The sequence below is a fragment of the Terrimicrobium sacchariphilum genome (assembly GCF_001613545.1).
GTDB lineage: Bacteria > Verrucomicrobiota > Verrucomicrobiia > Chthoniobacterales > Terrimicrobiaceae > Terrimicrobium > Terrimicrobium sacchariphilum.
The window spans coordinates 2,072,380-2,097,398 of record NZ_BDCO01000002.1 but is presented as its reverse complement, the minus strand read 5'-3'; the positions used below and the strand labels follow the sequence as shown (position 1 = coordinate 2,097,398).

The following is a 25,019-nucleotide window of genomic DNA, read 5'->3' as shown; positions in this document are numbered from 1 at the left end:
GTAAATAGCCTGCCAACCCCCTACTTATTCACCTCCCGCAGACTGAACATGCGGATGCCGCCCTAACCAATGAAGAGCCTGTGTTTTCGTTCTGCCCGTGAGGCTCGAAACGCGATTGCCTGCCCCGGCAAGCAGTCCGCGTTAGTCATTAGCCTTATGGCATCCAGTCTATGCGGTGCCGCCGCACAGCAGAACGTACCGACAGTCATCGCGCAACAGCCGCCGGCCGTAGTTACGCAGACTCCGCCTCCCCAACCTTCTCAACCGCCTTCGATTCGCGTTAGCGTGCCGACCCCGGCAGCACTGGCTCCCGCGCCCGTCGTGGCGGCTACGCCTGCGGCACTTGCCAATGCCACCCCGGTCGCCCAGATGACCGTCCCGCTGGCGCCCCAGACGATTCCCGCTCCGGCTTTCGAGGTTTACCCGGACTACAACTGGGGCAACGCCATGGCGGCAAAGCTCCGCAATGCGCCAGCCAAGCTCTATGAGTTTGACCGAGCCTCCCTTCGCGACGTCCTCCGTTTCCTCGCAGATGATGCCGGCATCCCCTTCGTTGCCCTGCAGGAGTCCTCGGCTGCCGAAAATACGCTCGTCACTTTCACCCTGAAGGCCAGTCCGTTCCGGACCCTTGAGACCGTCGCGAAGGCCAATGGCGTCACGATCTTCTACGAAAACGGTGTGTGGTTCATGCGCCCCACCAACGAAAAGGAACTCGTCGGGCGAATCTACAAAATCAAGTTCAACCCACAGGACAACGTCAAGTACGAGGGTGGCAATGGCACCACGGGTGGCAGCGCCAACTCAAACTCCAGTTCATCGAGCGGCACGGGCATCGGGGACATCAACATGCAGGGTGCCACCACGGTCTTCAAGGTGGAGACGCCAAAGATCATTGAACAGATCAAGTCCCTGCTCGGCATTCCGACCAGTTCGGTTTCGGCAGCGCACGCCGACGAGGCCAGCGTCGAAAATTTCGGCTCCCTTCAAACGACTCCAACCGCCGTGGCCCCCGGCAGCCAGTTGGCCGCCAACAGCACTGGCGATGGAGGCCCGCAGGTCATTTACAATGCGGATTCCGGCACGGTGTATGTCATCGCCACTCGCCAGCAGCACCAATGGGTTGAGGGTTACCTCAGCGCAGTGGATCGTCCCCAGGCTCTCATCGGTATCGAGGTAAAGTTCTTCGAGACGACCAAGGACCCGTCGAAAGAGCTCGGCATCAACTGGGCAGGCACGCTCAAGGGCGGCTTCGACGTCTCGCTGACCAATATCCAGGCGTCGCCCTCTGGATCGATCAACATCGATACCAACAATCAGAACCAGCGCCAATCCGGCCAGCTTCCCCCCGGCTCCTCTCCCTACGACTACTCGACATACAACAAGGACTACACGGTCTCGGCGGCGATGCCCTACTCGGCAGTCCTCTCAGTGCACGATGTCTCCGCTGCGCTTCAGGCCTTTCTTACCGATAACGAGACAACGACGGTGCAGTACCCCCGCGTGCTCACCATCAACAACCGCGAGGTGGTCATCCGTAGCGTCGTCAATCAGCCCGTTCTCGCCTCATCGTCTTCTGTGACACCCGGCGTCGGCGGCACGACCACTGCCGAGGTCGAGTATCTTCCCATCGGCACGATCATCAACATCCTGCCCAAGACCATGCCCGACAATTCGGTCGTCCTGAATGTTGCGATCACCATTTCCTCCATCGTGGGCACCACCACCATTCAAGGCAATGACTACCCCATTGCCTCATCGCGCATCTACAATGCCGCGTTGCAGGTGGATTCGGGTTACACCCTGGCCGTCGGCGGCCTTGAGCAGGCCTTCGACGAATATGCCCGCAATGGCGTCCCGTTCCTGAGAGACATTCCCGGCATCGGGGAGCTCTTCAAAGCCAAGGGTCGGGCCCGCAGCAAGAAGAACCTCATCATTTTCATCACCCCGACGATCATCACCAATCGCTCGACCACTCCCGGCATCGCCGAAGTGCCGCAAAGCGTGATCCCGGTACGTCCCAATGAACCCACCCCGCCCGCCTTTACGCCTCAGGGTCGACTCGTGGGAGGAGAGGCCGCCATCGACGAAGCTGCTCGCTGGCTTGAGCGCCAGATCGAATATTACCGGCAGGTGACCAAGGAAAACCGTACGGACAAGGAGTCGATGCGCCAACTCGCATCGGTCATCAACTCCGCCCAGATGCTTCTCACGGAGATCCAATTGCTCGAGGACCAAAATCCCGCTGCCATCAGTCAGCTCGTGAAAAAGGAAGAGCGCACCCTGAGCATCATTCAGGAGCTCAACAAAGTCCAAAGCGCCGCCCGCAAGGACCTAATGTCCTTCTAGTCCGACTTTTTTCGCACTATCTCGCAGAGAATGAATCTTCTGCGTTGATTTTCGGCACATTTCTCCAATGATGCCGCGCGGGGTGAATACAACGGCTGATTATATCTCATCGGGATTCGCGAAGATCGACGCGGATCTGAACTTCTTGATGGAATGCCTGCGCGAGGTTCTTAACGAACTCGGGGAAGAACAGGCGGCCAGGTTCCTCCCTTGGCAAGCCAGCGGGGAGGTCCATGACTCAAAACAGCCTCCCTTTCGCATTGAGCAGGCTTACTCCATCGCCTTCCAGTTGCTGAACATGGTCGAGGAAAATGCGGCCAGCCAGACCCGGCGCCTGCGCGAGATCGAGCACGGTCTCACCGACGAACCCGGTCTCTGGGGCGAACAGCTCGCACGGGTCCGAGACGCTGGCATCACGCCAGAGAACATCGTTGGCTCTCTGCGGGAAGTCCGCGTCGAGCCGGTCCTGACCGCCCACCCGACAGAGGCGAAACGCGCTGCGGTGCTCGAGCAGCACCATGCGATTTATCAGTTCCTTACCTCGCTGGAAAACAAGACTCTCACGCCATCGCAGCGCAGCGCGATCCGCGACGAGATCAAGATCGTCCTGGAACGCCTCTGGCGAAGCGGAGAGATCCTCCTGGAGAAGCCCGAGGTCGCATCGGAACGGCGCGACGTCATTTTTTACCTGCGGGAGGTATTTCCCGCGGCAGTCAACCAGCTCGACGCCCGCCTTCGTCAGGCTTGGAAGGACACAGGATTCGACGGCGCCCTGCTCGACAATCCTCACGTATGGCCTCGGCTGCGCTTTGGCAACTGGGTCGGTGGCGATCGTGATGGTCACCCCTTTGTTACCGCGAGCGTCACCAAGGCCACCCTGGCTGAACTGCGCCTGAATGCCCTCGTCGTCATTCACCGCCACCTGACATCCCTCGCCTCAAAGCTCCCGCTCTCGAGCAACTTCCAGCAGGCTCCGCCGGAACTTGAGAAAGCCATCGTCCGTCTCTGGGGGGAGAACCCGGAATTCGCAGAAACCCTCGCCCGTCAATACTCCGACGAGCCATGGCGCCAGTACGTCCTGCTCCTGCAAGCCAAACTCCCGCTTTCGGTGGGCGTGGGTGACAAACCGACTGCCATCGAGGAAGCCAAGCACCACTATCGCACGCCGGACGAACTCGACGAAGATCTCGCACTCCTCTCGGACTCTCTCGTCAAGGTCGGCGCCAAGCGCCTCGCCAACACGGCCGTATGGCCTGTGCGCCGAGCGCTCGACATCTTTGGTTTCCATCTGGCATCGCTCGACATCCGTCAGAATAGCAAATTCCACGATCAGGCGCTCATGCAGATACTGGCCGCCATCGGCCAGCCTGCGCCAGACTTTGGGGAGTGGGACGAGGAGCGTCGCGTTGCATTTCTCACCAAGGAACTCGAGTCTCCCCGACCGTTCCTTTACGAGCACACCGGTATCGGAGAACAAGCCGACGCCGTTCTCTCCTGTTACGCCATTCTCAAGGATTACCTGAAGAACTACGGCCGTGACGGCCTTGGCTCGCTCATCGTCAGCATGACACGGCAGTTCTCCGATCTGCTCGTGGTGTATGTCCTCGCCCGCGAGGCGGGATTGATGAAGTGGACGCCCGAGGGACTCCTTTGCGAGCTCCCTGTCGTACCGCTCTTTGAAACCCTCGACGATCTGGAGCACAGCGCGGGGTTGATCGACCGCTTCCTGGCCCACCCGATTACCCAACGCAGCCTCGCCCATCACCAGGTTGACCGTACCAAGGTGCTTTCACTCCCGCACAGCACCCCGGTGCAGCAGGTCATGATCGGCTACAGCGATAGCAACAAGGATTGCGGCATCCTTGCCAGCCAGTGGGCTCTCCACAAGGCCCAGGCCGGCATCGCTTCCGCAGGGAGGAAATACGGGATCAAAATCCGCTTCTTCCACGGTCGCGGCGGCACGATCAGCCGCGGCGCGGGCCCGACCCATCGTTTCCTAGGTGCCTTGCCGCTTGGCTCGATCCAAGGCGATCTGCGCCTGACAGAGCAGGGCGAGACCATCGCCCAGAAGTACGCAAACCTCGTCACGTGTACCTACAATCTGGAACTCCTCCTCGCAGGCGTCACCGGTTTCTCCCTGCTGGAGCAAAACCAGCCGCCCGTCATTCAGGAAGACCAGGAGATGTGGGAGGTTCTCGCAAAAAGCAGCCAGCAGGCCTACTCGGACCTCATCCGCTCCGAGGGTTTCATGACCTTCTACTCACAGGCGACCCCGATCGACGCCCTTGAGATCAGCAGCATCGGCTCACGGCCTTCTCGCCGCACCGGGCAGCGCACGCTGGCCGACCTACGGGCGATTCCCTGGGTCTTCAGCTGGAATCAAAGCCGTTACTACCTCCCGGGCTGGTTTGGCGTCGGTTCCGGCCTCAAAGCCCTTGCGGAAAGCGACCCTTCGGCAATCGAGAAGTTGCGCGGCATGCTCAAGACCTCGCCGCTCGTTTACTACGTGCTGACGAATGTCGAAACCAACATCGCCAGCGCTGACAAGAGCATCATGGAGGCTTACGCCAATCTGGTCACCGACGATACTGCGAGGGAATCCATCCTGAAGGTCATCCTGGCAGAATTTGACCTTACCCATCAAATGATGGCGGAGGTCTTTGGCGGCAGCCTGGAGGCCCGCCGTCCGCGCATGCTCAAGACTCTCGGCCTGCGTGCTCATGCCCTGCGCGTCCTGCACCAGCAGCAAATCGAGATTCTCAAGAAATGGCGTACGGCCAAGGCCGACGGCTCCCAGGAAACCGAGCGCCTCCAACCCAAGGTCCTCCTCTCCATCAACGCCATCGCGAGCGGCCTCCGGACCACCGGCTAGGACGTCGTGACAGTTCAATAAGCAAAAAGCGCCGATCCCTTCAGATCGGCGCTTTTCGTATCTACTGGTCTTTGCCAGTCGGACAAAGGTTCTACGACCGAGGCGTGCTCGCGATGATCTCCGTCGATTCCTTGGCGAGACGGGTGATCTCGTCCCACTTTCCCGCCTTGATCAGATCCTTAGGTGCGAGCCAGGAGCCACCCAGCGCCGCCACGAGCGGATCGGCGATATAGGATCCCATGTTGGCGGAATTCAGCCCGCCCAGCGGGATGTACTTAAGCCCCAGGTGGGCATATGGCGCAGCGACAGCCTTGAGGTACTTCAGGCCGCCTGACGGCTCCGCCGGGAAGAGCTTCAGGAGCTTGCAACCGCCTTCCACCGCGAGCTCGATGTCCGTCGGGGTGAGAACTCCCGGCGCAAAAGAGATGTCCTGCTCACGAGCGGCGTCGAGGACCCGGGGATTGAAGCCTGGAGCCACGGCAAAAGCCGCTCCGGATTCCTTGGCGAGCTTCGCCTGAGCTGGCGTAAGCACCGTGCCCACTCCTGCCACCATCTCCGGCACCTCGGCCGTGATGGCTTTGAGCGCGTCGATTGCTGCGGGAGTCCGCAATGTGAGCTCCATGACGTTCACTCCGCCGGCGAGGAGCGCACGGGCGAGAGGTACTGCGTCATCGACTCGGTCGATGATCAAGACAGCGATGATGCCGCACTTTTCAATCTTGGCGGCCAGGCTGGGGTCGAATGCCACTGACATTTTATCCCATACTGGCACAGCCAGACTAAAAATAAAGCATTAGCTATTCTAATTCCCGCCACTGGGGCGGCGAGCAAGGCATCAAGCCTTGCTCTCGGCGTTGGTCTCGATCAGTTCGGCATCGAGGCCCTTGCCGCCGGTGGTCAGCGACGACCACCAGAGCACGATCGGCGACGCGATGAAGATCGACGAGTAGGTGCCGATCAACACGCCGACAATCAGCGAGAAGGCAAAGTCGTTTAGCACCGGGCCTCCAAAGATGTACAGCGCCACCACGGTCAGCAGCACAGTGCCACCCGTGAGGATCGTGCGCGACAGCGTATCGTTGATCGAGTCGTTCATCACCTGCGCGATGGAGCGACGCCCGCGCTCGCGGAAGCCACTGCGGATTCGGTCAAAGACCACGATCTTGTCGTTGATCGAGTAGCCCGCGATCGTGAGGATCGCCGCCACCATGATGAGCGAAAGCTCGCGACCGCTCAGGGCAAAAATACCGATCGTAATGATCAGGTCATGCAGGAGAGCGATGATCGATCCCACCGCAAACGAGGTCTCGAAACGGAAGGAGACGTAGATGAAGATACCAAGAAGACCGAGGGCGAGTGCGAGACCGCTCTTGTAGGCGAGTTCCTGTCCCACCAGCGGCCCGATATGATCGACCTGCTCAAAGACAAGGCCAGACGAAGGAAACTTCTCATTGAGGATCTGCTGCAACTCTGCCGCGTGTCCACCGCCGGTGCGAACGCTGATGAATTCGCGCCCCGCCACCTGCTCGGATTGGATCACACTGTTGTCGAGATGCGTGCTTGCCAGGGCGCTACGCACCTGATCTGGCGTCACCTTTTCCTTGAAGGAGAAGACTATCAGATCACCACCCTTGAAGTCGGCGTCGAAATTCGCCGGGCCGCGCCAGGTGAAGTACCCGATGCTGAGAATCACGAGCGCGATCGAGGCAAAGACAAACGGGCGGGCATGCCCGAGGAAGTTGAAACGCTTTGCACGGATCAGGTGCAGCATCGTCACCTTCTTGATGGCATTGAAGTGGAATGCCCAGTCAAAGCAGGTGTAGGTCACCAGCAGAGATGAGAACATCGAGGCCACGATACCTATCGTCAGAGTGAGGGCAAAGCCCTTCACCGGGCCAGAGGCCAGCCAGTAGAGAATGGCCGCCGTGAGGAACTGGGTCACGTGCGCGTCGAAGATGGCGCTGAACGCCTTCTGGTACGACGAGTTGATGGCGGCGCGCAGCCCCTTGCCCGCGTCGAGTTCCTCGCGCAGTCGCTCGTAAATGAGCACGTTGGCATCGACCGCGATACCAAGGCTCAGGATCAAGCCCGCGATACCCGGCAGCGTCAGCACGCTGTGGAACATGCTCAGCGACCCGATCACCATGATGCAGTTGATGATAAGGGCGATAATGGCGATGAATCCGACCAGGCGGTAGTAGATCACCATGAAGATGGTGACAAGGATCAGGCCGAAGACACCGGAAAGAATACCACTGCGGATGGAATCACTGCCCAGCGAGGCAGAGACGGTATGGGTCTCCTCGATGGTGACAGGCACGCGGAGCGGATTTTCCAGCGAGCTGGAAAGATCACGGGCTTCCTTTTCACTGAAGTTTCCCGTGATGGAAGCGTGGCCAAAGTAGGCGCTCGCCTGCAAAGTCGGGGCCGAAATCACCTCGCCATCGAGCATGATTGCGAGCTGTTCACCTTGGTGACGGGCCGCGATGGCGTCAAAATCCTTGGCGCCCTGACTGTCGAGCTCGAGCGAAACACCCCAGCCGCGCTGGTCGAAATACGCGAAAGCACGCTTCACGTGGTCGCCGGAGATTTCCGGACGCTTCTTCACCAGCAGCTTGTAGGTGACCTCTGTGCCATCGGGGCTGGTCGTCTTGTAGTCCTTGATGACGTAGCTGGGGTCGCGCACGATCTGGCCGGACTCGATCTGCTGGATCAGCGCCTGCCCCCCCGGAGCCACCGTGGCAAACTCCAGACGAGCCACCTGCTGCAGCGACTTCTTCGTCTCCTCCACCTGCTTGGCATCGAGGCCCGGAATCTGAACAAGGATACGGTCCTTGCCCTGGGGAGTGATGACCGGCTCGCCCACGCCGAAGGCATCCACACGCTTGCGGATGACCTCCACCGCCTGGTCGAGTGTGTTGGCGGAGATGTCATCGTTGCCGCTGTCTCCCAGCTTGAGCAGGAAGGACGTACCACCCTTGAGGTCCAGGCCCAGGCGGATGTTCTTCTCCGGCGGAATGGCCTGCTGCAAGCAGAAGGCCGTCACGAGGATGGTCAGGGTCAAGCCCAGCCAGCGTTTGCGGGACGGAATATCCGTCGCAAAATACCAGCCGAAGAGGATCAACAGGCCGAGGCCCGAGAAGAAGGTAAAGATCGGAGACATACGAAGCAGAGATCAGGCAAAGGCTGCCTGTTAGGGGGACTAGGCTTTGGTTTCCTCGACAGCCGTGTCGGAGGACTTGTCGACGGTCGCGATCGCGGCGCGATCAAACTCGATCTTCACGTTGTCGGCCACCTTGATGAGGACGGAGCGGTCCTTGACGTTAACGATGATACCGTGAATGCCGGCATTGGTAATCACGCGATCACCGGTCTTAAGCGCACTAACCAGCTTCTCATGGTCCTTCTGACGCTTCTGCTGCGGACGAATCAGCAGGAAGTAAAAGATCACAAAAATGAGAACCAAAGGGATCATCTGCACCAGCACGTTCTGCTGGGGGGCGCCGCCGCCAGCGGGGGTGGACTGAGCCAGGATGAGGAGCGTATGGAGATTCATGGAACGTGGGAGGATAGGGAGCCAGCCCTCGCAAGGCAAATGGGAATTACGGGGGAAATAGCCGTCAAAAGACGGTCGGTTCCCCTTCGTTCAGCATTCGCACCCGATCCAGCAGATCCAGCTGCAGTGCCTTTTCCATCAGTCGCACAGGTGGCTCGTCCAGAGGTTCATAGCTCAGGCGGAATGTCCCGAAGTGCATGGGTATCATCGTCTTGGCGTCCAACTCGAGGAACGCCTGGATGGCCTGCTCGGGGTTCATATGCACGTCTCGCTTCGTCGGCGCATCGTAGGCTCCGATGGGCAGCAGTGCGATTTCCACGGGTACACGCTCCCCGATTTCCCGAAATCCGTCGAAGTACGCAGTATCTCCGCAATGAAATACCGACCGGCCACCGTACTCGATAATGAACCCGCCAAATCCCCGGTGGCTGTCGTGGAGAACCCGCGCACCCCAGTGTTTCGCCGGGGTCATGGTGATTTTGAGCGATCCATGCTCAAACGTGTCCCAGCTCTTCATCTCCTGAACCCGATCGAAACCGAGCCCGTGAACGAGATTGCCGACATTCTGCGGGACGACGATAGGCTGGTCTCGGGCGACCGCGCGCAGAGTGCGCTTGTCGAGGTGATCAAAGTGGGCGTGCGTTACGAGCACGAGGTCGATGGCGGGCAGGTCGTGAATCTCGAGGCCGGGGTGCTTGATGCGCTTGATGATCTTGAGCCACTTGGCCCAGTTGGGATCGATCAGGATGCTGTGCTCGGGGGTCTGGACGAGGAAGGACGCGTGTCCGATCCAGGTGATGCAGATCTGCCCTGCCTGAAGCTTGGGAAACTTGGGTTTGATCTTCTCCCCCCGCCTCCGGGCAAACATCGAGGGCAGGATCACCTCGGCGAGAAAATTGCGTTTATGCCACCCGTCGCCCAAGCGCATATCCACATGATTCTGGGGTTTATGCTTCTTGCGCTTCAAAAGACGAACCACCATATCGTGGGTCAGAGTTTCTGATGATTCCGAACGAAAAGCAAATTCTCCGCACCGCTGCCCGACGTGCGCTCGCCGCTTTCCCCGGGAAAAAATGGGCTTCCGGGGAAATTTCCCGTCGTCTCGCAGAATCGGCGATCTGGAAAAATTCGCGCGTCATTTACGCCTACCACCCCCTTCCCAGCGAACCCGACTGGCAACCTGCGGCGGTCGCAGGAGAGCACATCATCGCTTTTCCCCGAATCGAGGGCAACCGGATGGAATTTCTCATTCCGAGCGAATTCACTCTCGGTGGCCTGGGAATCCAAGAGCCGAGCGAAGGCGAAATCGCCCCGCCACCCGACCTGATTCTGGTCCCCGGCATGGCTTTTGATCAATCCGGTGGACGCCTCGGGCGCGGGAAAGGTCATTACGACCGCTGGCTCATGGGGCATCCCAAGGTTCCCCGCCTCGGTCTGTGCTTCGAGTGCCAGATTGTCGACGCGATCCCGCTTGAGGATCACGATCTGAAGGTCGACTCGGTGGTTACCGAGCAGCGCGGCCCTTGAGGGACGCAGCCCGGTGATAATGCGAGTCATCAGCGCGCAGTAGGATCTCAGCCGGTTCCTCCGCGATGCCAGAGACGGCAATGACGTGTCCGAGCAAAACGAGCGACGCCAGCGCATCGGAAACCGCGTCGTGCCAGCGATAGGCCGGGTAAAGACGCGCCATTTCCCCATCAAGCCCGAGTTGCCCGATCAGGTCGCCGAGGGAATGTGACGGCAGATCCGGCCAGACGGCGCGGGCAAGCTTGAGCGTATCGACCCAGGGGCGGAATCCATGGAACGGAAAGGCCCGCAGGAAGCGCTTTTCCGTGGCCGCGCCGTGGGCAACGACCCACCGCCCCTGCATTTGGGACGAGATTTGCGGCCAGAGTTCCAGCAGTGTCGGCGCGCCTGCGAGGTCCTCCTGGCGAATGCCGTGGACCTTCTGCGCGCTCCAGACGATCGGCTGGTCGGTCGCGAGATAGCTGGCCAGGGCGGTGCGGCAATTCGTTGCCGCCCCGGTACACGTGGCTATCCCGATTTGCACGGGAACGTCGGTGCTGCCTTTGCGAGCACCGGCGCTCTCAAAGTCGATGGCGGCGAATTCCGTCTCGCCGACCCTCAACTCCGCAGGATCTCCTCCGTCATTTCCCAGCTCATGCAGGCGTCGGTAATCGACACGCCGTACTCGAGTTGGGCGGGGTCCGTGCCGAGCGGCTGTGCGCCCAGCTTGAGATTGCTCTCGATCATCGCTCCGATGATTTCGCGGCGACCGGAGGCGCGCTGCTCGAGGATGCTCTTCCAGACCGTCGGCTGCTTCTTCGGGTCCTTGCCGGAGTTGGCATGGCTGCAATCCACCATCACCACGGGGCTGAGACCATTCTTGCGCAGCGTCTCGCAGGCGGTGGCGACATGCTCGGGGCCGTAGTTTGCCCCGATGCGGCCGCCGCGCAGCACGACGTGGCTGTCGGGATTGCCGGAGGTTTTGACAATGCTGGTCGACCCGTCCTGGTCGATGCCGAGGAAACTGTGCGGAGACATCGAGCTCTTCATCGCGTCGATGGCCACCTGCACGCTGCCATCGGTGCCGTTCTTGAAGCCGACCGGCATCGAGAGTCCGCTCGCCATCTCACGATGGGTCTGGGATTCCGTCGTGCGCGCCCCAATGGCCGACCACGTGATGAGGTCGCCGATGTACTGCGGGATGATGGGATCGAGAAATTCCGTACCGGCGGGCAGGCCGAGCGCCGCCACGTCGAGGAGGATTTGGCGGGCCAGGGCGATGCCGTGGGCCATGTCGCAGGAGTCGTCCATGAGGGGATCGTTGATCAATCCCTTCCAGCCCACGGTCGTGCGGGGCTTCTCAAAATAGACGCGCATGACGACGAAATACTTCTCGGCGACCTCGCGGCTGAGAGCGGCAAGCTTCTCGGCGTACTCGAGGGCGGCCTTGGGATCGTGGATCGAGCATGGACCCACCACGACGAGGAGGCGGTCATCCTCCCCACGGAGGATGGAGCGAACCTGTTCACGGCCGCGGAGGACGGTGTCAAGCTGGGCAGCGGACATGGGCAGCTGCTCCTTGATCTGCGTCGGCGTGATCAGACGGGTAACACCACGCACGCGGATGTTCTCCAAGGGCAAGGCCTCCTCGGCCTGCTGGCGTGGTTCTATAGCGATTTCTGTCATACGGCGGACTGCTCATTATCTCAGAAATGGTGAAGCTTGCAACCCGCTACCTTGCATTCACTGGAATCGGACCCTAATCTCTTGCGATGGACGCATCGGCCCAAGAACCCCAATCCAACCGCTCCCGCAGCAAGTTGGAGGGCATCTTTCTCCTTGCGTCCCAGGCACATGCCGCCAGTCGCCGCATGTTTCGTCGCCTCTCCGGAAAACCGCGCACCGTTGCGGAAAGCCCCAACCTTCTGCCGACCCTCATCAAGGTCTTTGCCGCCTTTGCCCGCGTCGATGGCGAGATCCTGGAAGAGGAAATCGACTCCAGCCTCGGCTTCCTGCGCTACGATTACCCGGATGCCGTCTACTCGGAACTGCGCAAGCTCTTCCGCGATGCGCTGCACGAGCAGCAGGATCTCAATGCCATCGCGCAGAAACTGAGCGCGGAGCTCGACGACGAGCGCAAGATCCTCCTCGGCGTCCAGCTTTACGACCTGATCTCCAAGGCGGGCCTCAAACAGGAGCAGGTCATCGCCTACTACTCCTTCATGTCGCAGCTCGGCATGGCGGCCCAGGCCATCGACATCGTTTACCAGCTCAATGCCAACGAGCAGGGCGACGCCGGGATTTACCACCAGGGCGCCTCGCCTCTCGAGGCGGTGAGCTTTGGTCCGCAGGGCAGTTGTGATGTGGCCTTGCGCGGATTCCAGGACCACGAACGCATCCTCGCCTACCGCTACAAGGAGCTCGTCATCCTGAAGAACCTCAGCGGCCGTAACCTCATCGTGCAGGGCCGCGTGCTCAAGAACGGCGACCTTTGCCGTATCTTCACCGGGCAGCGCATCCTCATCGACGACCAGGTCATTACCCACCAGGACCTCGTCTTTTATTTCAACGCCAAGAAAAACGTCGCCACGCCACAGATCTTCGTCGCAGTGAACGAGGACGACGAGGTGCGACTGGAGAAAAACCAATCCCGCGACTCCTGTCTCCAGGTCACATTCGGCCTCGGCGTGAAGGTCACCGCGCTCAAGGACGTTGATGCCGTGCTCCGCGACGTCCGCCTCACCCAGGGCCGCACCGTCGACGCCACCCTGGAGGACAACATCATCTTCCACAATGACAGCGAACTCGACCTCGGCGACCTTCGCCGCAGGGCGCGTCAATACGGCGGACGCTTCCAGCTCAAGGCCTCCAAGAGCGAGTACCTCGTCTCAAACAACCCCGGGCTGCTTCACGAGGACGACATCCTCCTCTCTGCCGGCACAGGCGGCGACGTGCTGCTGAAAATCTACTGTGACTACGACCGCAAGGAAGGCCGCGTGGAGGTGCTCCAGGCCGACCGTCCCATCGTCGTGCGCGGCGTGCCGGTGCGCAACTACGCCACGCTGGCCGATGGCGACACCATCCGCATCGACGCGGGCCAGGTGCTGCGCTGCAACTTCACCGAGCGCCTCATCGAGGAGGAGCGCAACATCGTTCGCAATCTCGAGGTGCGCGACCTCGTCTGCCGCTTCCGCAACAGCCAGGTCGCGCTCGATGGTATTTCCTTCTCCGTCCAGCGCGGCGAGATGGTCTGCGTGATGGGCGCGAGCGGCGCGGGCAAGAGCACGCTCATGCGCTCGCTTTCCGGCACCTTTGCCCCAGCCCAGGGAGACGTGCTTTTCAACGGACGTTCGCTGTACTCCAACAACGACCAGCTCCGCAAGTACGTCACCTACATCCCGCAGCACGACGCCTTTGACGAGCACCTCACCATCGAGGAAAACCTGAATTTCGCCGCCGCCCTTCGCGCGCCCCACCTCTCCCGCCGTGAGCGCCTCCGCCGCATCGACAGCAAGCTGGCGGAGCTCGGCCTCAACGAACGTCGCAACTACGTCGTCGGCGCCGCCCACAAGAAGACCCTCTCCGGCGGCGAGCGCAAGCGCCTCAATATCGGCCTCGACATGATCGGCTCGGCCGACGTGTACCTCTTCGACGAGCCCACCAGCGGCCTGTCGTCGAAGGACTCCGAACACGTCATCGAGATCATTCGCGGCATGTCGCACAACAAGATCGTCCTCGTGACGATCCACCAGCCGACATCGAAAATCTTCCAGATGTTCAACAAGGCCGTGCTCCTCGACCGCGGCGGCAAGCTGGTCTTTTTTGGAACGCCACAGGAAATGCTGAAGTACTTCGCCGAGGCGGAGCACCAGCAGCACTTCGGCACCGAGATGGGTACCTGCGAGGCCTGCGGCACGACGCGGCCGGAGTTCATCTTCGACGTTCTGGAGACTCCGCTGCGAGATCTCTCGGGCGACATTATTTTCGAGGAAAACAACCGCGGCCAGCTTGTGCCGGCCCGCCGTTATTCCCCGGACTACTGGCGCGACAAGTACGAGGCATATCGCCTCATGAAGGACGTCCAGCAGACGACTCCGCCCAAGGACGCTTCACCGCAACTCCCATCGACCAGCGCCCGCCGTCGCGAGCCAATTCGCTGGCGCGAGGAATGGCGGCAGTTCGTCGTCCTTCTGAAACGCGCCTTCCTGAGCAAGATGCGCATGCCCGCCAACCTGCTCATGACGATCCTCGTCGCCCCGGCGCTGGCGCTGCTCATCGGCTTCGTGCTTCGCTACAACGAGAGCGGACCGTACGATTTTTCCTCGGCCTACCACATCCCGACCTACCTCTTTCTCTCGCTGGTGGTGGCAATGTTCCTGGGCCTGACCAATAGCGTCGACGACATCCTCAGAGACCGGCCCGTGCTTCTGCGAGAACGAAACCTGAACGTGCGGATCGGCTATTACGTGGCGGGCAAGGCGCTCACGCTGTCCGTGTTTGCCCTCGTCCAGTGCGCCCTCTACACGTGGATCGGCGACGCGCTGCTCTCTGTGCGAGGCGTGTACTGGATCGTCTTCGTTGCGATGTTTCTCACCACCGTGAGCGGCGTGGCCATCGGCCTCGTCATCTCCTCGCTGGTGAATGAAAGCAAGACCGCCGTGCTCGTGATCCCCGCCGTGCTCATCCCGCAGATCATCCTTGCGGGCGCACTCATCAAGTACGAGGAGATGAACCGCAACCTCGACTTCGTCTATACGATCGAACAGTGGGCCAACCGTCACCCGGACGCGATGAGCTCCACCCGTAGCGATCTCCAGGTGCCGCTTATCTGCGAATTCATGCCGATGCGCTGGTCCTACGAGGCCCTTGTCTTCGCTCAGGCCAAGCTCAATCCTCTCACCAGCCGCCAGGAGATCATTCAGAAACAGATCACCGAACTCGCCGCCAACAAGAACCTGACAGAACCTCAGGAGGATCGACTCGAGGACTTGAAGGACCTGCTCGCCATCGTCTCCGGCCTCCAGGGAAAGAATGCGAAGGATATCGATCGCAAACTCCGCGAAGTCGACAATGTCATTCGCGGCGGCCCGCTCGACCGGGCAAAATTCCGCGGGCGCGAAAAGGGCGTCACAGCCGAACAGATCTATATCAACCAGAAGGTGACCGATCTCATTTCCAAAGCCGAGATGGAGCAGACCGACTATCGCAACGATATGCCGGGCCGCCGCCACCTCAACGTCTTCTTCGGGCCGGTGAAAGAGTATCTCGGCATCAAGGTCAACATGATCTGGTTCAACATCGGGGTGCTCACCCTGTCCACGCTGGTTCTGTTCTTCGCGCTTTTCCTCATCCTCAACCACCAAATCCGCACCCGTACGGTCTAGATCCATGAAAACCATCCCGCTCGAAGACAATTTTGCCGATGTCCTCTCCAAGGCTCGTCGCGGTCTTGGATTCGACCTGTTCTCTGTCGCTCAGCGCGCCGGGATTCCCGAAGATCGCGCCGCCGCCGTATTCGATGGTCATTTTGACGAGGAGATCGTCCGTGCGCTCTCGCCGGAACTGGGCCTCTGCGCCAATCGCACCGCCGCTCTCGGCCGGGGGGATTATGTACCCGCGCCGATCTCGCTGCCCGGCCTTGCCGGATACAATACGCCGTTTCACGATATGATGGTGAACTCCTACCTGGTGTGGGATAAGGCGTCGGGCAAAGCGGTCGCCTTCGACACCGGTACCGACATCGACGACATGCTCGCCACCCTCACGGAGGAGAACCTCACGCTCGAACTCATCCTGCTTACCCACTCGCACGGTGATCATATTTACGAACTCGACCGTCTCGTGGAAAAAACCGGAGCCCCCGCCTGGATCGGCGAAAAGGAACCCGTGAAGGGTGCCTCCACCTTCGCGCCTGGCCGAGTCTTCGAGGTCGGCAACCTTCGGGTGGAATCCCGACTCACCTGGGGACATTCGCCCGGAGGCATCACCTACGTGGTCACGGGCCTCGAACGTTCCCTCGCCGTCGTCGGCGACGCCATCTTTGCCGGGTCCATGGGCGGAGGTGGAGTTTCGTACTCTGACGCCCTCCGTACGAACCAGGAAGAGATTCTGTCTCTCCCTGACGAAACCATCATCTGTCCCGGGCACGGTCCGCTCACCACCGTGGGCGAGCAAAAGCAAAACAACCCATTCTTTCCCTAAGCGAATGCAGACCATTTCCTTTGTCGGCGTCGGCCGCATGGGCCGCAACATGGCTCATCGTCTCAATGAACTCGGCTATCCCATCGGCGGCATCTACGACGTCCGCCCAGAGGCGGCCCGAGAGCTGGCCAGTGAAATCGGCGCGACCGCAACCGGCTCACTAGCGGAAGCCACCCGACTAGGCGACATCATCATCACCGTCGTCACCGATGACGGCGCCATGCGCTCGATCTTCGGCTTGAGCGGCGAAAGCGACCATCTTCTCCGGCATGCTGGAGGCAAAACCTTTATTAATTGCGCCACCGTGACCCCGGCAGTGCATCAGGACGTCGAAAAGGCCGCCTCCGCCGCCGGAGCTTATGCCCTGGAAGCCTGCATGGCCTCCAGCATCACTCAAGCTCGACAGGGAACACTCTACCTCATGGTTGGCGGCCAAAAGGATGTCTTCCTAGCCGTCGAGCCGATCCTGCAAAAGCTCAGTTCCTCACTCCGCTATGTCGGCAAAGCCGGGGAAGCCGCCAAGGTAAAAGCCCTCGTCAACATGGTGATGAACATCAACACCGCCGGCCTCGCCGAAGGCCTCGGCCTGGGCGAGGCGCTCGGTCTCGATCTCACCATGCTCCGCGAAGTCTTCTCGCAAACCGGCGCAAACTCCCGGGTGCTGGAAACAGACGGCGAGGACATGCAAAACCGCGAGCACTCCTGTTACTTCTCCGCCGCCCACGCTGCCAAGGACTCGGGCATCGCCCTCGAACTGGCCGGTGATCTCGGCCTCACCCTCCCGCTCGCCGAAGCCACCAAGGCCCAATACGACCGCATGGTCGCCCTTGATCTCGGCGAACTCGACAAATCCGGCGTCGCCGAACTTACCTTCCGCGGGCGGAGCACCTGAGCAGGCGCAGCCTCGCCCTTCTGGAAAGCTTCAGCTTCGACACCGAACAAAGCGGTGTTTAGCTTTGTAAGCCAAACACCCCATGCGTCTGAACCTCGCGTTACTGGCTGCAGTCTTCCTCGGAACGTTCTGCCTTCACGCCGCACCGAGCGACCGGGAGAAGGAAGCGTTTCTGTCTGGCTTCCGCATGGCCATTGCAGCGAACAACCCGGCCGTGCTGACCTCGCTCCTGTATTCACAGGGCATGTCGCAGGAGAATATCCGCAACACGCAAAATGGCACTTTCCGCCGATTGCTGGAAAAGTTGCAGCCGTTCAAGAACGACCTGCATTACCAATGGCTCGATGTTCCGCAAGGTGGCACACCGGTAAGCAAAGAGGTCGACGGCGTCCGCTTTACGACCACGTCAACGCCTGCGACGTATCTGGAAATTCGATCCAGCGGAACCGTCATCACCGGCTTTTTCCTCTGCGAGGAATACGGAAAGCTGCTCCTGATCGGGACGAAGACGGAAGCCAGCACCACCCGTTGACCAGCCATCGCAAGGATCGTAGGGCCGGCATCTTGCCGGCCCGCGAGTACGACGAGCCATGACCACCTTGCTCCCTCACTGCTTCTAGTGTGCCTAGCGAACAGGTCGGTGGGACGCCAACCCTACGCAAATCAATACCACCCGCGCCACTGGCACAGTTTTTCGAGAGCCTTGGCACGATGGCTCAGGGCGTTTTTCACCTCGGCGGGAAGGACGCCGAAGGTCTGGTTGTAACCTTCCGGAATGAAGAGCGGATCGTACCCGAAGCCGCCCGCGCCGTCCTCGGCATCGATGATTCGCCCCTCGACCGTTCCGTCGAAAGCCGCCAGTTTGCGCCCGCCTCGGGCCAGAACGATCACGCAATGGAACCGCGCCCGCCGGTCGAGGACGCCGTCGAGGTTCTCCAAAAGGAGCCGGTTGTTGTCCTTGTCTCCGGCGTTTTCCCCGGCGTAGCGGGCGGAGTAGACACCCGGCGCGCCATTGAGGGCGTCGACCTCCAGGCCGGAGTCGTCGGCGATCACCCAGCCGTCGAAGACGAGCGAGGCGGCCACGGCTTTCAACATGGCATTTCCCTCAAAGGTGGTCTCGGTTTCCTCCACCTCCGGCACCTGCGGAGCCGCGGACAAGTCCATGACCTCGAACGAACTACCGAGGATCTGCCGGATCTCGCCGACCTTGTGAGCGTTGCGGGTGGAAACGAGCAGGCGGTAGGGGCCTGAATTTGCGAGGTTTTCAGAAAGGGAAGTCTCTGCCATAGTCCCACCCCTTTCACGATGGCTGTTCAACGCAAGCAATTTCCCTTTTCCGAATTCGAACCGAAGTGGCAGCAGCGCTGGCTGGACGAGGGCGCGTTCCGCGCGGCCAATCCCGGCGAGCCCGGCTTCGACGCCAACAAGCCCAAGTACTACGTGCTCGATATGTTCCCGTACCCGAGCGGCGAGGGCCTGCACGTCGGCCACGTCGAGGGCTACACCGCCACCGACATCATCGCGCGGTTCAAGCGCCTCCGCGGCTTCAACGTCCTCCACCCCATGGGCTGGGACGCCTTCGGCCTCCCCGCCGAGCAGTTTGCCATCAAGACGGGCCAGCACCCGCGCGTAACGACCGAGCGCAACGTCGACCGCTTCCGCGCCCAGCTCCAGTCCATCGGCTTCAGCTACGACTGGGAGCGCGAGATCAGCACGACTGATCCGAAGTACTTCCGCTGGACGCAGTGGATCTTCCTCAAGCTCTACAACTCGTGGTTCAACCCCGAGACGCAGAAAGCCGAACCGATCGAGACCTACAAGGGTGAGGACGCAGATTCCGTGCGTCTCGCCTACGTGAGCGAACAGCCGGTGAACTGGTGCCCCGCTCTCGGCACCGTGCTGGCCAATGAAGAGGTCATCGACGGCAAGAGCGAGGTCGGCGGCCATCCCGTAGAGCGTCGTCCGCTCCGCCAGTGGGTGCTGCGCATCACGGCTTTCGCAGAACGCCTGATCAATGAACTCGACGGCCTCGACTGGCCCGAAGGCATCAAGCTGCTCCAGAAAAACTGGATTGGCCGCTCCGAGGGAGCGTCGGTCACGTTCGGCCTTGAGGGAGCCAGCGAGACCATCGAAGTTTTCACCACCCGCCCGGATACGCTCTTCGGCGCGAGCTACCTCGTGCTCGCTCCCGAGCACACGCTGGTCGACCAGATCACGACCGCCGAGCAGCGCGACGCCGTGGAAGCCTACAAGCGCCAGGTCGCCTCAAAGTCCGACCTCGAGCGCACCGAGCTGGCCAAGGAAAAGACCGGTGTGTTCACCGGGGCCTATGCGATCAATCCGGTCAACGGCGCCCGCATTCCGATCTGGACCGCCGACTACGTACTGACTGGTTATGGCACCGGCGCGATTATGGCTGTCCCCGCGCACGACGAGCGCGACTGGGAGTTTGCCACCAAGTTCCAGCTCCCCATCATTCCAGTCGTCGCCCCGGCGGACGGCTCGCAGCCCGACACCAGCGCCGTCTTTGTCGGCGAAGGCATCGCCATCAACTCCGCCCCCATCGAGGGCCTGCCCACGAAGGAAGCAAAGGCCCGCATCACCGCGTGGCTGGAGGAGAAAGGCATCGGCCACGGCACAATCAACTACAAGCTTCGCGACTGGCTCTTCTCACGCCAGCGCTACTGGGGCGAGCCCTTCCCGATCCTGTGGGAGGATGGGCGTCACCGAGCCCTGCCCGAGGCCGAGCTCCCGCTCGCGCAGCCCGAGATGGAGGACTTCAAGCCGACCGGCTCGCCCGAGCCACCGCTCTCCAAGGCCACCGATTGGGTGCAGTATTCCGAGAAGGCCCGCCGCGAAACCAACACCATGCCGCAATGGGCTGGCTCTTGCTGGTATTACCTGCGCTTCTGCGATCCGCTCAACCCCGAGCGCTTCGTCGGTACCGATGCGGAGAACTACTGGATGGATGCGGGGAAGCCCGGCGGCGTCGACCTCTATGTCGGCGGCACCGAGCACGCCGTGCTGCACCTGCTTTACGCCCGCTTCTGGCACAAGGTGCTCTTCGACCTCGGCTACATATCGACCCGCGAACCCTTCCAGCGGCTGGTCAACCAGGGCATGATCCTCGGCCCGGACGAGCAGAAGATGTCCAAGAGCCGCGGCAACGTGGTCAACCCCGACAGCGTCATCTCCGAGTACGGCGCGGATTCGCTCCGCCTCTACGAGATGTTCATGGGACCGCTGGAGCAGTCCAAACCGTGGAGCATGAAGGGCGTCGAAGGCGTCTACCGCTTCCTCGGCCGCGTCTGGCGTCTCGCCATGGAGGAAACCCAGGAGGGCGACTGGGCGATCTCGCCCGCCCTCGTGGAGGCCGACCTCACCCCGGCCCAGCTTCGCGTCGTGCATGCCACAATCAAGAAGGTCACCGAGGACATCGACGGCTTTGCCTTCAACACCGCGATCTCGCAGATGATGGTCTGCACGAATGAATTCGTAAACGCCTCGCCGCGCCCCGTTGCGGTGCTGCGTACGCTCCTCGTGCTGCTCTCGCCCTTCGCCCCGCACATCGCCGACGAACTCTGGGCGCTCCTCGCGGCAAAATTCTCCGGATTCCATGGCCGTGCCTCCTCGCAGGCCTGGCCGGTGTGGAACGAGGAATACCTCGCTGTCAGCGAAGCCGAGTACGTTGTGCAGGTGAATGGCAAGCTCCGCGACCGCCTCGTCGTGCCCAAGGACGCCCCGCAGGCCGAGATCGAAGCTGCGGCGCTCGCCCTGGAGAAGGTTAAGGAAAGCCTTACCGGGAAGACCGTGGTGAAAATCATCATCGTCCCGAACAAGCTGATCAACATCGTCGCCAAATAGGCAGCCCTTTCGCAACCCGCCGCCGTATGTTTTCAGTCCAAATGAAAACCACGCGGCGGGGATTCACACTTATCGAGCTGCTGGTCACGATCAGCATCATCGCGGTATTGGCCGTTCTCGGGCTGGCGGCGCTGTTCCGCAGCCAGCGCTCCGCCGAGCAGGCCGACTCCACCGCGCAGCTTCGCACCATGGCGCAGGCCGTTATTTCCTATGCGGGCGAGCACGATGGCACCCTGCCCGGCCCTCTCTGGCCCGGCCAGGTCATGCTCTACGATCCCGCCCGCGAGGGTCGTCTCGTGCGGGAGGTCGGCGAGTATCTTTCCTTTGAAAAGCGCCCGACCGCCTACGTAGTCGAGTCGCTCATTCCCAAGTCCTACCGCCGCGCAATGAAAGGCACAAACCTCGGCGACGCCCGCATCTACGTGATGAACACCGCCGTGGAGGTCAACGGAACGACGGTCAACCCCTTCGGCAATCTCCCCACCGATCCCGCCCAGCCCTCGCTGAAACTCGTCACCGTCGCCTCGCTTCCCGAGGACGAACGCTGGATTATGAAGGAAGCCGATCAGCACGTCCCCGAAGTAGCCGGAGCCGCCTGGCGGGCCAATACCCCGTCGGCTCCTGTCCATGGCTCGATGCGGGCGGCCGCGCGATTCGACGGCAGCGTAAACTGGGAAAAGGCGGAATAGCCTCTATTTGGGCCGCGCGTCGGTCACGGTCTGCACCGGCACGACCTCTCCCACCTCGCCAAACTGCTTGCGGATATAGGCCACGACGGAGGCTATTTCCTCATCCGTCAGGTAATCAAAGGCTGGCATCTGCCCGTTGAAAGGCTTGCCGTCCACCACCACCTTGCCGGTCTGGCCTTTCAGGACCACCTCGATGATCGCCTTCGCCGGCCCCTTGACGATAGCCGTCCCGATGAGGGCCGGGGCGGTCGGACCGCCCTTGCCGGCGACGTGGCACTGCGCACAATTCATCTCATAGACTCCCGCCCCGGCAACCAATTGGGTTTCCAGCTCATCCGCGACGACGACCATGGGGAAAATGCAGGAAAGCAGTGCAATGTGGAGCCGCATGTGAGAAAGAAGCCAGCACCATGCAGCCTTGGCAACTCCCCTTGCGTCACGCGGCGATTTTCCTCCTTCTTGGGTGCGGCCTCGCCTCAGCCCAGCAGGGAGACGTGGTGGAAACCGCCGCGGCAAAGTTCCGGGTCGAGACCATCGCCGATGGCATGACCAACCCCTGGGCCATCGCCAAGCTCCCCGATGGCCGCTTCCTCATCACCGAGCGCCCCGGCCGCCTGCGCATCGTGGAAAATGGCAAGCTCCTGCCCGATCCTGTCGAGGGCGTGCCCGAGGTCTGGGCCAAGGGCCAGGGCGGCCTGCTCGATGTCGTCCTGCATCCCGACTACGCAAAGAACGGCTGGATCTATCTCTCCTTCTCCAAGCCTCTGCCCAAAGGCGCGCTCACCTCGGTCATTCGCGCCAGGCTGAAAGACAACAGGCTCGTCGACCAGGAGACGATCTTCGATCCGCCCGCCGACGAAGCCACTGGGGCAGGCGTCCATTTCGGCTGCAAGCTCACGTTTGACAAGGAAGGCCATCTCTTTTTCTCCATTGGCGACCGCGGCGATGTCACCAATCCGACGAACAACGCCCAGCGCGTCGACAACGTGAAGGGCAAGATCCACCGGGTGATGGATGACGGCAGCATCCCGGCCGACAACCCGTACGCCAACACCCCGGGCGCTCGCCCGACGATTTGGTGCAATGGCAACCGCAACCCGCAGGGCCTCATCTACGACCTGCCCTCCGGCATTCTCTGGGAGACCGAGCACGGCCCCAAGGGCGGTGATGAGCTCAACATCATCCGCAAAGGCCTGAACTACGGCTGGCCGACCATCACCTACGGCATCAATTACAGCGGCACCCCGATCACCGACCATACCAGCCAGGACGGAATGGAGCAGCCCATTACGTACTGGACTCCGTCCCTCGGCGCGTGCGGCCTCACGGTTTACCACGGCGACAAGTTTCCCCAATGGGAGGGCAACATCTTCGCTGGAGCCCTCGCCCTCACCAAAATCGTGCGGGTGAAACTCGACGGCCAGAAAGTCATCGAGCAGGAGGACATCCTCAAGGGCACGGGCCGCATCCGCGATCTGCGCGTTTTTGACGACGGTTATCTCTACGTCGTTTACGACAATCCCGGAAAGGTCGTCCGCCTCCTCCCGGCAAACTAAGCTTAGCCCAGTGTCCGGGATTGCAAATTTTCCCGCGATTCACTAAACAACTCTCCACCCCCTCTGTTTATGAGAACTCTCTCGCTCGCTGGCATCGGTGCTGCCGCTTTCGCCCTTACCGCCACCTCGTCCTTCGCAGGAACGGAATCCGGAAGCCGCTCGCGGTTCTGGGATTACTACAATCCCTACCCCTCCAACTACATCGGCTCGCCGGAGTGGCTTGCCGGCCCGACACTTCTTGGCGACTGGTGGGGTGTCAGAAACTGGCTGGATGATAACGGGATCGAGTTCTCCGGATCCTATACGAACAACATCGCAGGTAATGTGACCGGCGGCCGGGATCAGGGATTCACCTATTGCGACAACATCCTCGTGGGTGTGGCTCTTGACCTGGAAAAGATCGCCGGCTGGAAGGGCGCATCCATCACTGTGAGCGGACTGAATCGTGACGGTTCCAACCTCTCGCAGGACTACATCGGCAACCAGTTCACCGTCCAGCAGGTCTACGGTGGTTCCGCCGTCATGCTTTACGAACTCGCCCTCGAGCAGAAGCTCATGGAAGACAAGGTCTCCATCAAGGTTGGACGCTTCGCCACTGGTGATGACTTTGCCTCCTCCCCGCTCTACTGGCTCTACATGAACAACGGCATCGACGGCAACCCTCAGGCGCTGCCCGTCAACAGCCAGTTCTCCGCCTATCCCTGGGCTGTGTGGGCCGCCCGCCTGAAGGTGCAGCCGACTCCGGAATGGACTGGCCAGCTCGGCATCTACCAGGTCTCCAGCCGCGTCTTCAACCGGAACTACCACGGCGTGGACTTCAGCATTCGTCCCGACGATGGATTCCTCCTCATCAGCCAGTTCGGCTGGTCGCCCGAGTTCTTCAAGCGTGAGGTACCCACCAACACCACGCGCGACGGCAAGCAGGTCGTGGACAGCAAGTCCGTCGTCGACGGCAAATCCACCAAGTCCTTCAAGGAACCCGTCGAGATGAAGGGCCTGAAGGGCCATTACTGGTTCGGCGTCTACTGGTCGCCATGGTCCTACCCTGTCATCGGCGGCACGCCCGACCAGAAGGCGCAAAACGCCTATGGTTTCTACTGGCACGCCGATCAGATGGTCTTCCAGGAGGCCCCGGGCAGCGACCAGGGCCTCTACCTGTGGAGCGCCTTCGTCCTCTCCCCGCAGCAAAATATCGCCAAGCTCCCGTTTGAGGCGAACTTTGGCCTGGCCTACCAGGGCCTCATCCCCACCCGCGACACCGACTGGACGACCTTCGGCTTCGTCTACGGCAACTTCAGCGATCAGCAACCGGGGGCCAACCCGGGTGATCCGAAGCCCAACTACGAGCTCGTGCTGGAAGGCGGCTACAAGATCCAGCTCACCAAGTTTGCCTTCATCCAGCCCGACGTGCAGTACGTGATCAACCCGGGCGGAAATCCGAACATCGGCAACGCCCTCGTCCTCGGCGCCCAGATGGGTGTCACGTTCTGATTTCCCGGACTTGCCCGCCCGCGGTGAACTGTGGAAGTTTACCGCG

The 25,019-nt window shown here is 61.2% G+C and carries 19 protein-coding genes; 11 read left to right on the top strand and 8 right to left on the bottom strand.

The window, feature by feature from the left end; all coding sequences use genetic code 11:
* Positions 1–156 precede the first annotated feature (156 nt).
* Positions 157–2,346, top strand: coding sequence for a type II secretion system protein GspD (locus tag TSACC_RS09870; RefSeq protein ID WP_169809600.1), 2,190 nt, complete (start codon positions 157–159; stop codon positions 2,344–2,346).
* 82 nt (positions 2,347–2,428) lie between these two features.
* Positions 2,429–5,218, top strand: coding sequence for a phosphoenolpyruvate carboxylase (locus TSACC_RS09865; RefSeq protein ID WP_202815944.1), 2,790 nt, complete (start codon positions 2,429–2,431; stop codon positions 5,216–5,218).
* 91 nt (positions 5,219–5,309) lie between these two features.
* Here the strand turns inward: TSACC_RS09865 and TSACC_RS09860 are convergent, their stop codons facing one another.
* The 4 genes from TSACC_RS09860 to TSACC_RS09845 form a co-directional block, all read right to left on the bottom strand.
* Positions 5,310–5,972: a bifunctional 4-hydroxy-2-oxoglutarate aldolase/2-dehydro-3-deoxy-phosphogluconate aldolase gene (locus TSACC_RS09860; protein ID WP_075079140.1), complete on the bottom strand. Its 663-nt coding sequence runs from the start codon at positions 5,970–5,972 to the stop codon at positions 5,310–5,312.
* Positions 5,973–6,053: 81 nt separating this feature from the next.
* Entirely contained in the window at positions 6,054–8,381 is a 2,328-nt protein-coding gene (locus TSACC_RS09855; RefSeq protein ID WP_075079139.1) for a protein translocase subunit SecDF, read from the bottom strand.
* A gap of 39 nt (positions 8,382–8,420) precedes the next feature.
* Positions 8,421–8,774 (bottom strand): preprotein translocase subunit YajC, encoded by a 354-nt coding sequence (gene yajC, locus TSACC_RS09850; RefSeq protein ID WP_075079138.1) that lies wholly within the window; start codon positions 8,772–8,774, stop codon positions 8,421–8,423.
* A 64-nt stretch (positions 8,775–8,838) separates the two neighbouring features.
* Positions 8,839–9,756 (bottom strand): MBL fold metallo-hydrolase, encoded by a 918-nt coding sequence (locus TSACC_RS09845; protein ID WP_084400353.1) that lies wholly within the window; start codon positions 9,754–9,756, stop codon positions 8,839–8,841.
* Positions 9,757–9,776: 20 nt separating this feature from the next.
* Here TSACC_RS09845 and TSACC_RS09840 point away from each other — a divergent pair, with 20 nt between their 5' ends.
* The gene (locus TSACC_RS09840) at positions 9,777–10,301 is read left to right on the top strand and encodes a 5-formyltetrahydrofolate cyclo-ligase (protein ID WP_075079137.1); all 525 of its coding nucleotides are present in this window, start codon (positions 9,777–9,779) and stop codon (positions 10,299–10,301) included.
* Here the strand turns inward: TSACC_RS09840 and TSACC_RS09835 are convergent.
* Both TSACC_RS09835 and TSACC_RS09830 read right to left on the bottom strand, forming a co-directional pair.
* Complete coding sequence (locus TSACC_RS09835) at positions 10,279–10,902, bottom strand: 3'-5' exonuclease (RefSeq protein WP_075079136.1); 624 nt, start codon at positions 10,900–10,902, stop codon at positions 10,279–10,281. The genes TSACC_RS09840 and TSACC_RS09835 overlap by 23 nt on opposite strands.
* Positions 10,899–11,966 (bottom strand): 3-deoxy-7-phosphoheptulonate synthase, encoded by a 1,068-nt coding sequence (locus tag TSACC_RS09830; protein WP_075079135.1) that lies wholly within the window; start codon positions 11,964–11,966, stop codon positions 10,899–10,901. Before TSACC_RS09830 ends, TSACC_RS09835 begins: the two co-directional genes overlap by 4 nt.
* Positions 11,967–12,052: 86 nt before the next feature.
* Here TSACC_RS09830 and TSACC_RS09825 point away from each other — a divergent pair, with 86 nt between their 5' ends.
* The 4 genes from TSACC_RS09825 to TSACC_RS09810 all read left to right on the top strand — a co-directional run bounded on the left by TSACC_RS09825 (position 12,053) and on the right by TSACC_RS09810 (position 17,905).
* Positions 12,053–15,664: an ATP-binding cassette domain-containing protein gene (locus TSACC_RS09825; RefSeq protein ID WP_075079134.1), complete on the top strand. Its 3,612-nt coding sequence runs from the start codon at positions 12,053–12,055 to the stop codon at positions 15,662–15,664.
* Between the two features lie 4 nt (positions 15,665–15,668).
* Complete coding sequence (locus TSACC_RS09820) at positions 15,669–16,481, top strand: MBL fold metallo-hydrolase (protein ID WP_075079133.1); 813 nt, start codon at positions 15,669–15,671, stop codon at positions 16,479–16,481.
* Between the two features lie 4 nt (positions 16,482–16,485).
* Positions 16,486–17,373 carry an NAD(P)-dependent oxidoreductase gene (locus tag TSACC_RS09815; RefSeq protein WP_075079132.1) on the top strand — a complete coding sequence of 296 codons (888 nt, stop codon included), beginning with the start codon at positions 16,486–16,488 and terminating at the stop codon, positions 17,371–17,373.
* Positions 17,374–17,455: 82 nt separating this feature from the next.
* The gene (locus TSACC_RS09810) at positions 17,456–17,905 is read left to right on the top strand and encodes a hypothetical protein (protein ID WP_075079131.1); all 450 of its coding nucleotides are present in this window, start codon (positions 17,456–17,458) and stop codon (positions 17,903–17,905) included.
* Positions 17,906–18,036: 131 nt separating this feature from the next.
* Here TSACC_RS09810 and rdgB read toward each other — a convergent pair whose 3' ends face one another.
* Positions 18,037–18,660: an RdgB/HAM1 family non-canonical purine NTP pyrophosphatase gene (gene rdgB, locus TSACC_RS09805; RefSeq protein ID WP_075079130.1), complete on the bottom strand. Its 624-nt coding sequence runs from the start codon at positions 18,658–18,660 to the stop codon at positions 18,037–18,039.
* 18 nt (positions 18,661–18,678) lie between these two features.
* On the opposite strand from rdgB, the gene leuS reads away from it, so the two are divergent.
* Entirely contained in the window at positions 18,679–21,237 is a 2,559-nt protein-coding gene (gene leuS, locus TSACC_RS09800; protein ID WP_075079129.1) for a leucine--tRNA ligase, read from the top strand.
* Positions 21,238–21,278: 41 nt separating this feature from the next.
* The gene (locus tag TSACC_RS09795; protein ID WP_169809599.1) at positions 21,279–21,926 is read left to right on the top strand and encodes a type II secretion system protein; all 648 of its coding nucleotides are present in this window, start codon (positions 21,279–21,281) and stop codon (positions 21,924–21,926) included.
* Positions 21,927–21,929: 3 nt separating this feature from the next.
* Here the strand turns inward: TSACC_RS09795 and TSACC_RS09790 are convergent, their stop codons facing one another.
* The gene (locus tag TSACC_RS09790; RefSeq protein WP_075079127.1) at positions 21,930–22,316 is read right to left on the bottom strand and encodes a c-type cytochrome; all 387 of its coding nucleotides are present in this window, start codon (positions 22,314–22,316) and stop codon (positions 21,930–21,932) included.
* Positions 22,317–22,336: 20 nt separating this feature from the next.
* On the opposite strand from TSACC_RS09790, the gene TSACC_RS09785 reads away from it, so the two are divergent.
* Positions 22,337–23,482, top strand: a complete 1,146-nt coding sequence (locus TSACC_RS09785) for a PQQ-dependent sugar dehydrogenase (RefSeq protein WP_075079126.1) — start codon at positions 22,337–22,339, stop codon at positions 23,480–23,482.
* Positions 23,483–23,551: 69 nt separating this feature from the next.
* Positions 23,552–24,973, top strand: a complete 1,422-nt coding sequence (locus tag TSACC_RS09780; RefSeq protein WP_075079125.1) for a carbohydrate porin — start codon at positions 23,552–23,554, stop codon at positions 24,971–24,973.
* Positions 24,974–25,019: the final 46 nt, after the last annotated feature.

Coding starts and splice junctions, on each gene's coding strand:
- TSACC_RS09870 (WP_169809600.1), top strand. CDS start 157: ATGGCATCCAGTCTATGCGGTGCCGCCGCACAGCAGAACGTACCGACA.
- TSACC_RS09860 (WP_075079140.1), bottom strand. CDS start 5,972: ATGTCAGTGGCATTCGACCCCAGCCTGGCCGCCAAGATTGAAAAGTGC.
- TSACC_RS09855 (WP_075079139.1), bottom strand. CDS start 8,381: ATGTCTCCGATCTTTACCTTCTTCTCGGGCCTCGGCCTGTTGATCCTC.
- yajC (WP_075079138.1), bottom strand. CDS start 8,774: ATGAATCTCCATACGCTCCTCATCCTGGCTCAGTCCACCCCCGCTGGC.
- TSACC_RS09845 (WP_084400353.1), bottom strand. CDS start 9,756: ATGGTGGTTCGTCTTTTGAAGCGCAAGAAGCATAAACCCCAGAATCAT.
- TSACC_RS09840 (WP_075079137.1), top strand. CDS start 9,777: ATGATTCCGAACGAAAAGCAAATTCTCCGCACCGCTGCCCGACGTGCG.
- TSACC_RS09830 (WP_075079135.1), bottom strand. CDS start 11,966: ATGACAGAAATCGCTATAGAACCACGCCAGCAGGCCGAGGAGGCCTTG.
- TSACC_RS09825 (WP_075079134.1), top strand. CDS start 12,053: ATGGACGCATCGGCCCAAGAACCCCAATCCAACCGCTCCCGCAGCAAG.
- TSACC_RS09820 (WP_075079133.1), top strand. CDS start 15,669: ATGAAAACCATCCCGCTCGAAGACAATTTTGCCGATGTCCTCTCCAAG.
- TSACC_RS09815 (WP_075079132.1), top strand. CDS start 16,486: ATGCAGACCATTTCCTTTGTCGGCGTCGGCCGCATGGGCCGCAACATG.
- TSACC_RS09810 (WP_075079131.1), top strand. CDS start 17,456: ATGCGTCTGAACCTCGCGTTACTGGCTGCAGTCTTCCTCGGAACGTTC.
- rdgB (WP_075079130.1), bottom strand. CDS start 18,660: ATGGCAGAGACTTCCCTTTCTGAAAACCTCGCAAATTCAGGCCCCTAC.
- leuS (WP_075079129.1), top strand. CDS start 18,679: ATGGCTGTTCAACGCAAGCAATTTCCCTTTTCCGAATTCGAACCGAAG.
- TSACC_RS09795 (WP_169809599.1), top strand. CDS start 21,279: ATGAAAACCACGCGGCGGGGATTCACACTTATCGAGCTGCTGGTCACG.
- TSACC_RS09790 (WP_075079127.1), bottom strand. CDS start 22,316: ATGCGGCTCCACATTGCACTGCTTTCCTGCATTTTCCCCATGGTCGTC.
- TSACC_RS09785 (WP_075079126.1), top strand. CDS start 22,337: ATGCAGCCTTGGCAACTCCCCTTGCGTCACGCGGCGATTTTCCTCCTT.
- TSACC_RS09780 (WP_075079125.1), top strand. CDS start 23,552: ATGAGAACTCTCTCGCTCGCTGGCATCGGTGCTGCCGCTTTCGCCCTT.